The organism is Archangium minus (assembly GCF_044360475.1).
Taxonomy (GTDB): Bacteria; Myxococcota; Myxococcia; order Myxococcales; family Myxococcaceae; genus Archangium; species Archangium minus.
The window spans coordinates 12,867,396-12,882,041 of sequence record NZ_CP043494.1 but is presented as its reverse complement, the minus strand read 5'-3'; the positions used below and the strand labels follow the sequence as shown (position 1 = coordinate 12,882,041).

Below are 14,646 nucleotides of genomic sequence, written 5' to 3'. Positions count from 1 at the left end.
TGCTTCGGTTCGACGTCCGCCTGGCGCTTCACCAAAGTATATGGCGTGGCGCTTCATGCCTTGGTTAGGTTGAGCGGATGTCCACTTCATCTCTGCGAGAACTCCTCGAGCGCCTCGGTCCAGACGGAGTGCTCGCCTGTACCTGCGGGAAGCACCACCGCATCTCTGTGAAGCAGGTGCTCGTCGGCGAGGATGCACTGCGAGAATCGGCCGAGCTCCTACGTCAGCAGCGGGGGGGCGGTCCGGTGCTCTGGGTGCTGAGTGACGAGCACACGGAAGCCGCCGCTGCGGAGCGGTGGAAGACAGCCGTCAGCGCCAGCCGGATTGCCGCGCGGGTTCTTCCCGGGGAGCCAAGGCCAGTGCCGACGCTGGCGCTGGTGAACGAGCTCTCCGCCGAGGTGCGGGCACTCTCCCCGGATCTCCTGGTCAGCGTGGGCAGCGGTGTCATCAGCGATCTGGTGAAGAAGGTGTCCCTGGATACCGGCGTGCCCAACTGGTGCGTTGTGACCGCGCCCTCGGTGGATGCCTACAGCTCGGCGACGGCGGCCATCCGCATCGAGGGGTACCATCGGGCCGTCCCGGCCCGGCCTTCCGAGGTCATCGTGGCCGACGTGGAGGTGATTGCTCGAGCTCCCCACCCGCTGTTCCTGGCGGGCCTGGGAGATCTGCTGGCCAAGTACCTGGCCCATCTCGACTGGAACCTCGCCCGGACGGTGACGCGTGAATCCCTCTGCGACACCATTGCCGGACTGGCCCTCGGGTCCGCCCGGGAGGCGCTCGCGGCCGCGCGCACCTGGCAGGCGCATCCCCTCGCGGCGGTTCGCTCACTCACCGAGGCGGCGCTCGTGTCGGGGTTCGCGATGCAGGCTCTGGGCAGCTCGCGACCGGCTGCCTCGGCCGAGCACACCATCGCGCATTTCTGGGAGATGGCGGGCGCCGTGGCCGAGGAGGAGCACGACCTGCACGGGCTGTTGGTCGGCGCCGCGTGCCGGCTCGTCCTGCCCGGCTATGTCGACTGGTACCGCCGGCTGGCGGAGACGCAGGTGGACCTGGAGGGGCGGCTCATGGCGTTGGAGCAGGAGCCGCCATGGGACGAGCGGTTGGAGGCGAAGATGGGCCCCTTCCGGCACAAGATTGCGGAGGAGATGCGGGGCCGGGTGCGCGACCGCGCGACGCTGGCCCAACACCTGGGAGCGTTTGCCCGGGAGAGAGAGTCCATTCAGCGCATGGCCGAGCCCCTGCTGAGGGAGCTCTCCGATGCGATCACCCTGCTGGCCGGTGCTGGCTTTCCCTTCTCGCTCGATGAGCTGGGAATCGACGAGCACTACCGGCTGCTGCCCGTGCGCAACGTCCGTCTGCTCCGAAATCGCTATACGACGTTCGATCTCGCGCACGAGCTGGGCCAGGAGGAGGCGCTCGTCGCCGCGATCTCTCGCGGCGTGCTCGGGTGAGCCGGCCTCAGCGCGCCTTCGCCGGGGAGGTGCTCTTGCGCAGGATGAGCTGCGTTGGGACCACGACGTGCTCCCTGGCCCGCGTGGGACCCTCGAGCTGACCGAGCAGGAGATGGATGCAGCGCCGCCCGACCTCGGCGAAGTCCTGGCGCACCGTGGTCAGCGGCGGCGTGAAGTACGCGGCCTCGGGGATGTCGTCGAACCCGACGATGCTGATCTGCCGTGGCGTCTCACGGCCGACCTCGTGGAGCAGGCACAAGAGCCCCAGGGCCATCTGATCGTTGGCCACGAAGACCGCCGTGACGTCGGGCGTCTGGACCAACTGCCGCCCGAGCTCGTAGCCGGAATGGGCACTCCAGTCGCCGCGGAGTAGGGGAGGAGCCGGGGCGCCGGCCTTCTTCAGTGCTGCTTTCCAACCGGCGACCCGCTGCTCGGCTTCAATCCAGTCCGCTGGCCCGGCGATGTGCCAGACAGTCCGATGGCCCAGGTCGAGCAGGTGCTGCGTGGCGGCCATCGCGCCACCGCGCTGGTCCACGGCGACCATCGGTACTGGGCTGTTGGAGCCGGCCTCGACCGTGACCACGGGGACGCCGGGGGGCAGGTGCCGCAGTGCCTCCACCGCCGTCTTTTGCGGCGCGATCACCACGACCCCATCCACTCCCTGGTTGCGCAGGCGCAGCACCGCATCGAGCACCGAGGCTCGGTTCAGTGACCGCAGGCTGGTGATGCTGACCGCGTAGCCCGCCTCGTGCGCCGCCTCTTCGATGCCAATCAGGGTCGACGCGGGCCCGTAGAGCGCGGTGTCGAAGCTGACGACCCCGATGACCATCGTCCGCCCCGTGACCAGCGCTTGCGCCACCGTGTTCGGCCGGTAGTTGAGCTGCCGGATGGCGTCGAGAACGCGCTGGCGGGTGTCGCCTTTCACATGCGGGCTGTCATGCAGCACGCGGGAAACTGTTTGATGGGAAACACGAGCCAGCTTCGCGACATCCGCCATCACGGGCGGGCGGTTCTTGTGACCTGGGGTCCTGCGTCCCGTCTGGGATCCACTCATTTCGACAGCCTATCCTCATCGCCCTCCGCTCGTGGACGCAGACGTGATGCCTGTCCAGGTCGGTCGGAAGGTTGTGCGACGCGTCATGCGTTGCGCATCGCATCATGCGTTACAAACGTCACGAATGTAAGCGCCTCGCTTGACGCCCCGCATGTGAGCGCTCACAATTCGCCGCCATTACCGGGTTCGCTGGGGGCCCGGCTGCTCCCCTCAATGCCGTTTTTCTGGAGGTCCCATGAAGCGCGAGGCGTTTGTCATCGGGATTGATTTTGGAACGGACTCCGTCCGGGCGGTGGTCGCTGACGCCTCGGATGGGGAGGTGGTGAGCGTGTCAGTCCAGCACTATCCCCGCTGGGCGAAGGGGCTCTACTGCGAGCCGAGCGAGAACCGGTTTCGTCATCACCCGCTCGACTATCTGGAAACCCTGCAGGCCTCCATCACGCAAGCGCTCGCACAGGCGGGAAAGGACGTTGCGTCCAGGGTCCGAGGCATCGCTGCGGACACCACCGGCTCGACGCCTGTCCTCACTGATCGGCGCGGCGTGCCTCTCGCCCTCACGTCTGGGTTCAAGGAAGACCCAGACGCCATGTTCATCTTGTGGAAGGACCACACCTCGGTGGCCCAGGCGGAGCGCATCAACCAGACGGCGCGGACCTGGGGCGGAGCCGATTTCACGAGGTACGAGGGCGGCATCTACTCCAGCGAGTGGTTCTGGGCGAAGGCTCTGCGGGTCGTCGAGACCAATCCCGCCGTGGGCCAGGCCGCGGCCAGTGTCCTGGAGCTCTGTGACTGGATTCCTGCAGTCCTGACGGGAATTGATGATGTCAGGAGAATCAAACGCAGTCGCTGCGCCGCGGGGCACAAGGCCATGTGGCACGCCGAGTTCGGCGGATACCCTGACGACGCGTTCCTTGCCCGGCTCCATCCTCGCCTGGTCGAGCTCAAGGCCTCCCTCGGACAGGAGACCTTCACCTCGGACATCCCCTTCGGCACCCTCAGTGCGGAGTGGGCGACGAAGCTCGGCCTGCCGCGAGACACCGTCGTCGCCGTGGGCGCCTTCGATGCCCACATGGGTGCCGTGGGCGGCAATATCAAACCCCACCAGCTCTTGAAGATCATGGGGACGAGCTGCCTGGACATGGTCGTGGAGCCCAGGACGCAGGAGCCGGAGAAGCTGGTTCCGGGCATCTGCGGTCAGGTGGATGGCTCCATCATCCCCGGAATGGTCGGCTACGAGGCGGGGCAATCTGCCTTTGGCGACGTCTATGCCTGGTTCAAGAAGCTCCTCGCCTGGCCTCTCGAGGCGATCCTCCCCGCCCTGCCCGGAGCGGACACGGCAACGAAGCAGTCCCTCTCTGACACGCTCCTGGAGCGCATCATTCCGGAGCTCGAGCGGGCCGCGAAGGACCTCCCGCCGGACGACAGCTCCCTCCTGACCCTCGACTGGATGAACGGGAGGCGGACGCCTGACGCGAACCAGCGCCTCAAGGGTGCCATCACAGGCATCAACCTGGGGACGGACGCTCCACGGCTCTACCGCTCCCTGGTTGAGGCGACGGCCTTCGGCTCACGCGCCATCGCCGAACGATTCAGGTCCGCGGGGATCCAAATCGACAGTGTCATCGCCATTGGCGGCGTGGCCAGGAAGAGCCCCTTCATCATGCAGACCGTGGCCGATGTGATGAACATGGACATCGCGGTCTCGGCGGGCGATCAGGCGGTGGCGGTGGGGGCGGCGATGTTCGCCGCGACTGCTGCCGGCCTTCATCCCAATGTCGAGGCCGCGCAGGAGGCCATGTCCCCTGGCACCGAGCGGACCTACCGGCCCGACCCAGCGCGCGCCAGGCGCTACGCGTCGCTCTATCAGAAGTACCTCGAGCTCGGCGGGTTCGTGGAGAGGGCGCTGACGCCGTCGGACGAGGCCAATCGCTGAGGATCGCAGACGGGTGCCACCAGTCCAGGCCTGGGCCGGGACGAGAAACAGGAGCAGGGTCATGAGCGAGCTGAAGAAGCAGGAAGTCTGGTTCCTCACCGGAAGCCAGCATCTCTATGGTGATGCGGCGCTGGCGACGGTCGCCGCTGATTCACGGAAGATCGCTGAGTTCCTCGACGACTGCGGGAAGCTCTCCGTCCGCGTGGTCTGGAAGCCCACGCTCACCGATCCCGAGTCAATCCTCAACGTCTGCCTGGAGGCGAACAACTCGCCCAACTGTGTCGGCGTCATCACCTGGATGCACACCTTCTCGCCGTCGAAGATGTGGATCGCCGGGCTCTCGCGCCTCCAGAAGCCTCTCGCTCACCTCCATACCCAGACCGAGCGCGAGCTCCCCTGGGACAAGATCGACATGGAGTTCATGAACCTGAACCAGTCGGCCCACGGCGACCGCGAGTTCGGGTTCATCGGCGCTCGGCTGCGGTTGGAGCGGAAGATCGTCGTGGGTTACTGGAAGGACGAGGACGTCCTGGCGAAGCTCGACGGTTGGGCGAGGGCGGCCTGCGGCCTCGCCGAATCACGGCGCATGAAGATCGTCCGCTTCGGCGGCATGAACATGAGAGAGGTGGCCGTCACCGGAGGCGACCGCGTCGAGGCGCAGATTCAGTTCGGCTGGTCCGTGAACGGCTACGCCGTGGGTGACCTGGTCGGCCGCATCGCCGACGTGAGCGACTCCGAGGTGGATGCGCTGATTTCGGAGTACGAGGACACGTACACCCTCGTCCCGGCCCTCAGGAAGGGGGGCGAGCGGCGCATGGGGCTCCGTGATGCCGCGCGGCAGGAGATTGGAATGCTCGGCTTCCTCAAGGAGGGCGGCTTCAGTGCCTTCACCACCACGTTCGAGGATCTCCACGGGCTCAAGCAACTGCCCGGCCTCGCCTGCCAGCGGCTCATGGCGAAGGGCTACGGCTTCGGGGCGGAGGGAGATTGGAAGACGGCTGCCCTCATCCGCATCATGAAGGTGATGAGCGCGGGGCAGCCCGGTGGCGTCTCCTTCATGGAGGACTACACGTACCACCTGGCCAAGGGGAACGAGCTCGTCCTCGGCGCGCACATGCTCGAGGTCTGCCCGTCGATCGCGGAGGGCAAGCCCTCGCTCGAGGTCCATCCCCTCGACATCGGCGGCAAGGCCGATCCCTGCCGTCTCGTGTTCTCGGCCGGTGCTGGTCCCGCGGTCAACGCGACCCTCGTCGACATGGGGGGCCGCATGCGGATGATTGTGAATGAGCTCGACGTCGTGAAGCCCGAGAATGCGATGCCGAATCTCCCCGTGGCGCACGCCGTCTGGCGGCCCCTGCCCGACTTCAAGCGGAGCTGCGAGGCGTGGATCCTCGCGGGTGGCGCCCACCACGCCGGCTTCAGCCGCGCCGTCTCCGTCTCCCAGCTCCAGGACTTCGCGGGAATGGTGGGCATCGAGTTCATCCACATCGGGCGTGGGACGGAGCTCTCCACCCTGAAGAACGAGCTCCGTTGGAATGACCTCGCGTACCGGCTGTCCCGGTAGGCGAGCACGCTGTGGGCCGTGTCATGGCAGGACTGTCGCTCGTCATGGCACGGCCGTTGTCACACCCCAGACAACATGAAGTGAGAGGCGACCTATGAAGAGAGTCCTGTTCAACGTAGCGTCCGCAGTCCTTCTCATCCTTGCGTTTGGCCCGGGACTTGCCCTGGCCAAGGACAAGATCGTGCTTGGCTTCTCCCAGGTTGGAGCGGAGAGCGAGTGGCGCACGGCCAACACCCAGTCGATCAAGGATGCCGCCGCCAAGGAAGGCATCACGCTGAAGTTTTCCGACGCACAACAGAAGCAGGAGAATCAAATCAAGGCGATCCGCTCCTTCATCGCGCAGCGGGTGGACGTTATTGCCTTCTCGCCCGTCGTGGAGACCGGCTGGGAGCCAGTCCTCCGGGAGGCCAAGCGCGCTGGGATTCCCGTCGTCCTGACCGACCGCTCCGTCTCCGTGAAGGACGAGTCGCTCTGGGTCTCGTTCCTGGGCTCGGACTTCGTGGAGGAGGGTCGCCGCGCCGCGAAGTGGCTGGTCGACTATGCGCCGGTCAAGGAGCTGGCCGCCAAGGGTGAGGTGAACATCGTCGAGCTCCAGGGCACCGTGGGCTCCGCTCCCGCCATCGATCGCAAGAAGGGCTTCGAGGAGATTCTGAAGAACCAGCCGAAGTTCAAGATCATCCGCTCGCAGACCGGCGACTTCACCCGCGCGAAGGGCAAGGAGGTCATGGAGGCGTTCCTCAAGGCCGAGGGCAAGAAGATCAACGTCCTCTACGCGCACAACGATGACATGGCCATTGGCGCCATCCAGGCCATCGAGGAGGCTGGCCTGAAGCCCGGCAAGGACATCGTCATCGTGTCCATCGACGCGGTGAAGGGCGCCTTCGAGGCGATGATCGCCGGCAAGCTGAACTGCTCGGTGGAGTGTAGCCCGCTGCTCGGGCCGCAGCTGATGAGCATCGTGAAGGACGTGGTGGCTGGCAAGCCGGTGCCCCGTCGCATCGTCACGGAGGAGGGCGTGTTCCCGCAGGAGACCGCCGCCAAGGAGTTCCCGAACCGGAAGTACTAGAACCCAGGCCTTGTGCGTGGAGGAGGGGTCCATGACTGAAGCCGTTCCGGTACTCGAAGTGAAGGGAATCTCGAAGCGCTTCTCCGGTGTCCAGGCGCTCCGCGGCGTCGACTTCCGCCTCCTGCCGGGCGAGGTCCATGCGGTGATGGGCCAGAATGGCGCGGGCAAGTCGACGTTGATCAAGATCCTGACGGGCGTGCATCGCCCGGACGCGGGTCGCATCCTCCTCCAGGGCAGTGAAATCAAGCCCAAGAGCCCGAGCGAGGCCCGGAAGCTTGGGATCAGCACGGTCTACCAGGAGGTGAACCTCTGCCCGAACCTCTCGGTCGCCGAGAACATCTGCCTCGGTCATGACCCCTCCGAGGCCTTCGCCATCCGGTGGAAGCAGCTGAACCGGAAGGCGGAGGCCCTCCTGGCGGACCTCAACATCCACATCGACGTCACCGCGCCGCTCTCCACCTATTCAATCGCGGTGCAGCAGGTATGTGCCATTGCGCGTGCGCTGAGCACGCAGGCGAAGATCCTCATCCTCGACGAGCCCACCTCGAGCCTCGCCGAGGATGAGGTGAAGATGCTCCTGTCGGTCATGAGGAAGCTCAAGGCCCAGGGGATGGCCATCCTCTTCGTCACCCACTTCCTGGATCAGATCTTCGAGATCTCCGACCGCATCACGATCCTCCGGAACGGTGAGCTCGTCGGCGAATACCCCGTCGCTGAGCTGTCGCGCATGGAGCTGGTGACGCGGATGGTCGGCCGCGAGATCGCCGAGACAGGCCCGAGCAGGGCCAAGGGCGCCCGCCTCTCTCCGGCGGAGGAGTCGGCTCGGGACGAGGCATACGAGGGCGTCGAGGCGCCCTTCCTCAGCGCGGAGGGACTTGGACGAAGGGGCTCGGTCCAGGACGTGGGCCTGGAGGTGAAGCGGGGGAAGGCGCTGGGCGTGGGAGGGCTCCTGGGCTCGGGGCGGACGGAGATCGCCCGGCTGCTCTTCGGCATTGATCGGGCCGAGGAGGGCTCCATCAAGATCGAGGGGAAGTCGGCGCAGCTCTCCTCTCCCTTGAAGGCCATCCAGCACGGCATTGGCTTCTGCCCGGAGGACCGTAAGCACGAGGGCATCGTGGGCGAGCTGTCGATCCGCGAGAACATGGTGCTCGCCCTGCAGGCGAAGCGGGGCATCTTCCGCACGCTCTCAAGGAAGCAGCAGGACGAGCTCGCGGAAATCTATATCAAGGCACTCGGCATCAAGACCCCCGATGCGGAGAAGCCCATCTCCCAGCTCTCGGGCGGAAACCAGCAGAAGGTGCTCCTGGCTCGCTGGCTGGCCACCAACCCGCGAATGCTCATCCTCGACGAGCCGACCCGCGGCATCGACGTGGCGGCGAAGCTCGAGATCATGGAGAAGGTCATGGAGCTGTGTGACAAGGGGATGGCCATCCTCTTCATCTCCTCGGAAATCGAAGAGGTCCTCTGCTACTCGGACCGCATCGCGGTCATGCGCGACCGCCGCAAGGTGGGTGAAATCGAGGCGGGCGAGGCGGACGAGAGCACGGTGTTCAAGATCATCGCGGGAGGTCAGGCATGAGCTCCCCGACGTCCGAGCTCCTGAGGGGGCTGGCGAAAAAGCGGGTCTTCTGGCCGCTGGTCACACTGGCCCTGCTCCTGCTGTTCAACCTGGCCTTCAATCCTCGGTTCTTCTCCATCACCATCCAGGAGGGGCACCTCTACGGAAGCCTGATTGACATCCTCAATCGTGCTGCCCCCCTGATGATCATCGCCATGGGGCTGACCCTGGTGATTGCCACCCACGGCATCGACATCTCCGTGGGCGCGGTGGTGGCCATCTCGGGCGCGGTGGCGGCGACGATGATTGGCGGCCAGTTGGACCTGAGCGGCGGGGCGCAGGACGCGACCCGGTATCCCTTGTTGCTCGTCATCGTCGTCTCGCTGGCCGTGGCGATGCTCTTCGGGATGTGGAACGGCATGCTGATCTCCTACTTCGGCATGCAGCCCATCATCGCCACGTTGATCCTCCTCGTGACGGGGCGCGGCGTGGCCCAGCTCATCACCGAGGGGCAGATCATCACCATCTACTACACCCCCTACTTTTTCATCGGGAATGGCTTCCTCGCGGGGCTCCCGTTCTCGCTCTTCATCGTGGCCGCCGTGTTGGCGCTGCTCCTGCTCCTCACCCGGAAGACCGCGCTGGGCCTCTTCATTGAGGCGGTTGGCCTCAACCCCGTCGCCGCTCGCTTCGCGGGAGTCCGCTCGCGCGCCATCATCTTCTGGGCCTACGCCTTCTGCGGTCTGTGCGCGGGGATCGCGGGCCTGATCGTCAGCTCGAACGTCAAGAGCGCGGACGGCAACAACGCGGGCCTGCTCTTCGAGCTGGATGCCATCCTCGCGGTGGTCCTGGGTGGCACCGCGCTCAACGGCGGCCGGTTCACGCTGGTGGGCAGTGTGTTGGGCGCCCTCATCATCCAGACGCTCACCACGACCATCTACTCCGTCGGCGTGCCGCCCGAGGTGACGCTCGTCGTGAAGGCCGTCGTCGTCTTCCTCGTCAGCATTCTTCAGTCCGACAAGGTGCGCAATCGCATCGCCACGCTGGGCAAGGTTCAGGAGGCACTGTGATGAACAATGGAAACTCCGCTGCTTCCGCCGCGGCATTCCCTGCTCTGACGTCGGCGCATTCGAGGCCTCGCCTGGACCCGCGTTTCCTGCCGCTCGTGGTCACCCTGGGGCTCTTCGTGGCGATGTTCGGGGCGGGCTCGGTTGCGTTCGAGGGCTTCTTCTCGCTCCAGGTCTTCCTCAACCTCTTCATTGACAACGCCTTCCTCTTGATCGCCGCGATCGGGATGACCTTCGTCATCATCTCCGGTGGCATCGATCTCTCGGTGGGCTCGGTGGTGGCCCTGACCACCATGGTCCTGGCGGTCCTGGTCGAGAACCGGGGCTGGAGCCCCGCGGTGGTCATCCCGTTGGTCCTGTTGATGGGCGCGACGATCGGCCTGGTCCACGGCGTCGTCATCCATTACTTCGAGATCCAGCCCTTCATCGTCACGCTGGCGGGAATGTTCCTCGCACGAGGGCTCTGCTACCTCATCAGCATCGACTCGATCTCCATCACGAATCCGTTCTTCAGCGAGATCTCCGCGGTTCAGTTTCCACTGCCTTTCGACACCTCCATCTCCGTCAACGTCGTCATCGCGCTGGGGATGCTGCTGGTGGCGATCTACCTCGCCCACTACACGCGCTTCGGGAGGACCCTCTATGCGATTGGCGGGAGCGAGCAGTCCGCCTTGCTGATGGGCCTTCCGGTGGCGAAGACCAAGATTCTCACCTACACGTTCAGCGGCTTCTGCTCCGCGCTGGCGGGCATTGCCTTCTCCTTCTACATGCTGTCCGGGTACGGGCTGCACGCGCAGGGACTGGAGATGGATGCCATCGCGGCGGCGGTGGTCGGGGGCACCTTGCTCACGGGTGGCTCGGGCTATGTCGCGGGCACCCTGGTGGGCGTCCTGATCTACGGCACCATCCAAACCCTCATCATGTTCGAGGGCAGCCTCAGCTCCTGGTGGACGAAGATCGTCATTGGTCTGCTGTTGCTCGTCTTCTGTCTGTTGCAGAAGGCGTTGGGGCGTGGCCCCCGGATCAAGGGGCCCGCCCGCGCGACCCAAGAGGTCAACGGGCAGCAGCGCTCCGCGCCCGCGGCCACTGAGCGGGCTGCCCATGTCGGCGGGTAGGCCGCGAGCACTCTCGAGCACTGATTTGAACCGCAGCGAGGTCTCATGGAATCGAAATACCGTGAACTGAAGGAACGAGCCTGGGCCGCGAACATGGAGATCCCCCGGCGCGGGCTCGCCATCTACACCTTCGGCAACGTCTCCGCCTTGGATGCCAAGGCGGGCGTCTTCGCCATCAAGCCGAGCGGGGTCGCCTACGAGAAGCTCCAGGTGGATGACATGGTGGTGGTCGATCTCGAGGGGAGGATTGTCGAAGGCACGCTCCGCCCCTCCTCCGACACGAGGACCCATATCGTCCTGTACCGGAACCTGAAGGGCCTCGGGGGCATCGTCCACACCCACTCGACCTACGCCACGGGCTGGGCCCAGGCCTGCATGCCCATCCCCATCTACGGGACGACCCACGCGGACCACCTGGCCGAGGACGTCCCCTGCACGGCGCTCATGACCGACGAGGCGGTGGGACGCGACTACGAGACGGAGACCGGGAACCAGATCCTGGAGTGTTTCCGGAACCGCAATCCGTTGCATACCCCCATGGTCCTGGTGGCCGGGCACGCGCCCTTCGCCTGGGGAGAGACCGCCGAGAAGGCCGTCTACAACGCCGCGGTCCTGGAGGAGCTCGCGAAGATGGCGTTCATCACCCGCGGTCTCTCTCCCGAAGCGGCCCGCCTCTCTGACCGCCTCATCCGCAAGCACTTCGAGAGGAAGCACGGCCAGAACGCGTACTACGGCCAGAAATAGCCTCTCAGCAGGCGCCTGGTTGCTGGCTTCTTCTTTTTTGCCTCCGTATGTGAACGTTCACATCCCTTCCGTCCCGAGAGAGGGGCCCGATGAAATCCGATACCTCCTGTCGTTCGACGTGGCGGATGGATCGCCGTAGCGTGCTTCGTTACACGGCCTGGGCAGGGATGGCGGCGGGGCTTGGCGTGTTCAGGAGCAGGGCGGCGGGTGCCGTGCCGGCGATGTCTCCGGGCATGTCGGCGCCGCCGACCTCCGAGATCCTGCTTCCCTTTCCCCTGGCGAACGTCACGCTGGCGGAGGGGGTCTTCTCTCGCAAGCGCGCCCTGATGCTCGACTATGGGCGGGGATACGACGTCAACCGCCTGCTCTCGGTGTTTCGTGCGAATGCCGGGCTTGACCCCGGGCAGGCGGTGGCTCCCGGGGGGTGGGAAGGGCTCGATGGCGAAGCGAACGGCAACCTGCGCGGTCACTATGGAGGCCACTTCCTCTCGATGCTCGCCCAGGCCTACGCGAGTACCGGCGAGGCGGTCTTCAATGACAAGCTCACCGCGATGGTGGCGGGCCTTCACGCGTGTCGGGAGGCATTGGCACGGACGAACCCCTGGGTCCTCAGCGTGCCCGGTCGGTTTGGCAGGGCCATCGAGAATGTTCGCGGTTCCTATCAGTACGTCACGCTGCCGCCCGCGGCGATAGGGTCAGCGAACCAATTGACCCTGTCGATGTGGGTCCGTCCCACTCGCTCCGATGCGTGGGCCAGGCTCTTCGATGCCGGCAACGACACGACGAGGTACTTCTACCTGGCCCAGCGCAACGACAGCGGCGTTCCGCGCTTCGCCATCACCACCAGCGGGCCCGCAGGCGAGCAGGCAGTCAATGGGACCGCGCCGCTGCCGCTCAACACCTGGAGCCACATCGCCGTCACCTTGGATGGACGCGCGGCGCAGCTGTACGTCAATGGTGTCCTGGTGGGCTCCAACGGCGCGGTGAGCCTCACCCCCGCGACGCTGGGGAGCCTGAGGGACTATTGGATCGGCAGGTCTCACTACGGCGCCGACCCGCTCTACGTCGGAGGCATCGACGAGCTCAACATCTACAGCCGGGCGCTCTCGGCCGACGAGGTGGCCAGGTTGCAGTGGGCTCCAGCGGCCTCGGGTCCCGTCGGTCGCGGCAACCTGGCGTCGTACGACTTCGATGACACGAATACGGCGACCATCACCGACTCCTCCGGGGCAGGCCGCCACGCGGGTCTACGGCGTACCTGGGGCGCCCCCAGTCATCCCGGTTTCCTCGCGGCGTATCCGGAGACGCAGTTCATCACCCTCGAGTCCATGACGGCCAGCAACTACTCGGTCGTGTGGGCGCCCTATTACACCGCGCACAAGATTCTCAAAGGTCTGGTCGACGCACATCTCAACAGCAAGGACGCCGGTACCCGTGCGAAGGCGTTGGAGCTCGCGTCCGGCCTCTGCGATTGGATGCACTCCCGGCTGAGTCGCCTGAGCCAGGCGGTTCGCCAGCGCATGTGGAGCATCTTCTCGAGTGGCGAGTTCGGCGGCATCGTCGAGGCCATCGTCGATACCTACTCCCTCACCGGGAAGCCGTCGCACCTGGAGCTGGCCGGCTTCTTCCAGCTGAACTCACTCATCGACGCCTGCGCGAGCAACACCGACATCCTGAACGGGCTGCACGCGAACCAGCACATCCCGATCTTCAACGGCCTCGTCCGGCTCTACGACGAGACCGGAGAGGAGCGCTACCTCACGGCAGCCCGGAATTTCTGGCCGATGGTGGCCGAGTACAGGACCTACAGCATCGGCGGGACCAGCGATGGAGAGTTTTGGAAGGCCCGGGGCGCGATCGCCAGCACCCTCTCCTCGGTCAATGCCGAGACCTGCTGCGCCCACAACATGCTGAAGCTCTCGCGCCTGCTCTTCTTTCACGAGCAGGATCCGCGCTACATGGAGTTCTACGAGCGCACCTTGTTCAACCAGATCCTGGGGTCGAAACAGGACAAGGCCGACGCGGAGTACCCCCTGGTCACCTACTTCATCGGCCTGGCCCCGGGGTCGCAACGGGACTTCACTCCCAAGTCCGGCACCACCTGCTGTGAGGGCACCGGCATGGAGAGTGCCACGAAGTACCAGGACTCGGTCTACTTCCGGACCGCGGGCGACGATGCCCTCTATGTCAATCTCTTCAGCCCCTCGGTGCTGCGCTGGGACACGAAGGGCGTCACCGTGACCCAGACGACGGGCTTTCCGGTCGAGCAGGGAACCACACTGACCATCGGCGGTTCCGGGAGGTTCTCGCTCCGGCTTCGCAGGCCAGGCTGGGCGACCACGGGCTACAGGGTGCGTGTCAACGGCACGGTCGTCGACACGTCCGCGACCCGCCCCGGTACGTACCTCTCGATTGACCGGGCCTGGTCCAACGGGGACTCCGTGACGGTCGACATGCCCTTCAGTTTCCGGGTCGAGGCCACTCCTGACGACCCGGACCTGCGGGCGGTCTTCTACGGCCCCATCCATCTGGTGGCCCGCGCTGCGTCCACGACGACGCTGTCCTTTTCGTTGGACCGGCTCACTCGGCTGTCTGGGGATCTCGTGGACACCTTCGTGCCAGTGGTCGGAAAGGCACTCCACTTCACCGTGGGCAATACGGAATTCGTGCCGTTCCTGGAGGGAACGACCGATCCGTTCCACTCGTACGTCAAGAACGTCACACCGACCGTTGTGTTCGCCGGCCTCGATAGCGGTGTCGGCAACGTGCGGGGGGCGAATGGGCTGCGGCTGCTGGATGCGATCTGGCGAAATGCGCCGTTTGCCTCGAAGGGAGACTGGGTCGAGCACGTCAGACAGACCTCGGCGGCATGGCTTGCCGGCGGTTTCATCAGCAATGCAGAGCACCAGAGAGTCCTGACGACGGCAGGCAATGCGCGGGTGCTGCCATGACGCTGGAAAGCGTCGAGCCCGAGACGATTGTGGAAGCTCTCCCCTCTCCCCTCTCCCCTCGGGAGAGGGACGGGGTGAGGGTATCGGGAACTCCCGGGTTGAACCCTCTGTCTCCACCGCGGGCCACGGGTTGAAGAACGGGT

10 protein-coding genes are annotated in these 14,646 nt (G+C 65.6%); 9 read left to right on the top strand and 1 reads right to left on the bottom strand.

All coding sequences use genetic code 11. The features are described 5' to 3' along the window. The first annotated feature begins 77 nt into the window (after positions 1-77). The gene (locus tag F0U60_RS53155; protein ID WP_395812194.1) at positions 78-1,451 is read left to right on the top strand and encodes an iron-containing alcohol dehydrogenase; all 1,374 of its coding nucleotides are present in this window, start codon (positions 78-80) and stop codon (positions 1,449-1,451) included. A gap of 7 nt (positions 1,452-1,458) precedes the next feature. Here the strand turns inward: F0U60_RS53155 and F0U60_RS53150 are convergent, their stop codons facing one another. Beyond that, complete coding sequence (locus F0U60_RS53150; RefSeq protein ID WP_395825861.1) at positions 1,459-2,448, bottom strand: LacI family DNA-binding transcriptional regulator; 990 nt, start codon at positions 2,446-2,448, stop codon at positions 1,459-1,461. 292 nt (positions 2,449-2,740) lie between these two features. Here F0U60_RS53150 and F0U60_RS53145 point away from each other — a divergent pair, with 292 nt between their 5' ends. The 8 genes from F0U60_RS53145 to F0U60_RS53110 all read left to right on the top strand — a co-directional run bounded on the left by F0U60_RS53145 (position 2,741) and on the right by F0U60_RS53110 (position 14,503). Then, a complete protein-coding gene (locus F0U60_RS53145) occupies positions 2,741-4,438 on the top strand; it encodes a ribulokinase (RefSeq protein ID WP_395812193.1) in 1,698 nt (565 codons plus the stop codon). 61 nt (positions 4,439-4,499) lie between these two features. After that, positions 4,500-6,002 carry an L-arabinose isomerase gene (araA, locus tag F0U60_RS53140; protein ID WP_395812192.1) on the top strand — a complete coding sequence of 501 codons (1,503 nt, stop codon included), beginning with the start codon at positions 4,500-4,502 and terminating at the stop codon, positions 6,000-6,002. Between the two features lie 94 nt (positions 6,003-6,096). Beyond that, the gene (locus tag F0U60_RS53135; RefSeq protein WP_395812191.1) at positions 6,097-7,068 is read left to right on the top strand and encodes an ABC transporter substrate-binding protein; all 972 of its coding nucleotides are present in this window, start codon (positions 6,097-6,099) and stop codon (positions 7,066-7,068) included. A gap of 31 nt (positions 7,069-7,099) precedes the next feature. Continuing rightward, the gene (locus tag F0U60_RS53130) at positions 7,100-8,647 is read left to right on the top strand and encodes a sugar ABC transporter ATP-binding protein (RefSeq protein WP_395812190.1); all 1,548 of its coding nucleotides are present in this window, start codon (positions 7,100-7,102) and stop codon (positions 8,645-8,647) included. Next, complete coding sequence (locus tag F0U60_RS53125) at positions 8,644-9,696, top strand: ABC transporter permease (protein WP_395812189.1); 1,053 nt, start codon at positions 8,644-8,646, stop codon at positions 9,694-9,696. The genes F0U60_RS53130 and F0U60_RS53125 overlap by 4 nt, the downstream gene beginning before the upstream one ends. Further along, positions 9,696-10,808 carry a galactofuranose ABC transporter, permease protein YjfF gene (gene yjfF / locus F0U60_RS53120; RefSeq protein WP_395812188.1) on the top strand — a complete coding sequence of 371 codons (1,113 nt, stop codon included), beginning with the start codon at positions 9,696-9,698 and terminating at the stop codon, positions 10,806-10,808. The genes F0U60_RS53125 and yjfF overlap by 1 nt, the downstream gene beginning before the upstream one ends. 45 nt (positions 10,809-10,853) lie before the next feature. Further along, on the top strand, positions 10,854-11,552 hold the full coding sequence (locus tag F0U60_RS53115) for an L-ribulose-5-phosphate 4-epimerase (protein ID WP_395812187.1): 699 nt from the start codon (positions 10,854-10,856) through the stop codon (positions 11,550-11,552). 125 nt (positions 11,553-11,677) lie between these two features. Then, positions 11,678-14,503, top strand: a complete 2,826-nt coding sequence (locus F0U60_RS53110) for a beta-L-arabinofuranosidase domain-containing protein (protein ID WP_395812186.1) — start codon at positions 11,678-11,680, stop codon at positions 14,501-14,503. The last annotated feature ends 143 nt before the right edge of the window (positions 14,504-14,646 follow it).

What these genes read in the sequence shown, in the direction of transcription:
- F0U60_RS53155 (WP_395812194.1), top strand. Translation starts at nt 78, where the DNA reads ATGTCCACTTCATCTCTGCGAGAACTCCTCGAGCGCCTCGGTCCAGAC.
- F0U60_RS53150 (WP_395825861.1), bottom strand. Translation starts at nt 2,448, where the DNA reads ATGGCGGATGTCGCGAAGCTGGCTCGTGTTTCCCATCAAACAGTTTCC.
- F0U60_RS53145 (WP_395812193.1), top strand. Translation starts at nt 2,741, where the DNA reads ATGAAGCGCGAGGCGTTTGTCATCGGGATTGATTTTGGAACGGACTCC.
- araA (WP_395812192.1), top strand. Translation starts at nt 4,500, where the DNA reads ATGAGCGAGCTGAAGAAGCAGGAAGTCTGGTTCCTCACCGGAAGCCAG.
- F0U60_RS53135 (WP_395812191.1), top strand. Translation starts at nt 6,097, where the DNA reads ATGAAGAGAGTCCTGTTCAACGTAGCGTCCGCAGTCCTTCTCATCCTT.
- F0U60_RS53130 (WP_395812190.1), top strand. Translation starts at nt 7,100, where the DNA reads ATGACTGAAGCCGTTCCGGTACTCGAAGTGAAGGGAATCTCGAAGCGC.
- F0U60_RS53125 (WP_395812189.1), top strand. Translation starts at nt 8,644, where the DNA reads ATGAGCTCCCCGACGTCCGAGCTCCTGAGGGGGCTGGCGAAAAAGCGG.
- yjfF (WP_395812188.1), top strand. Translation starts at nt 9,696, where the DNA reads ATGAACAATGGAAACTCCGCTGCTTCCGCCGCGGCATTCCCTGCTCTG.
- F0U60_RS53115 (WP_395812187.1), top strand. Translation starts at nt 10,854, where the DNA reads ATGGAATCGAAATACCGTGAACTGAAGGAACGAGCCTGGGCCGCGAAC.
- F0U60_RS53110 (WP_395812186.1), top strand. Translation starts at nt 11,678, where the DNA reads ATGGATCGCCGTAGCGTGCTTCGTTACACGGCCTGGGCAGGGATGGCG.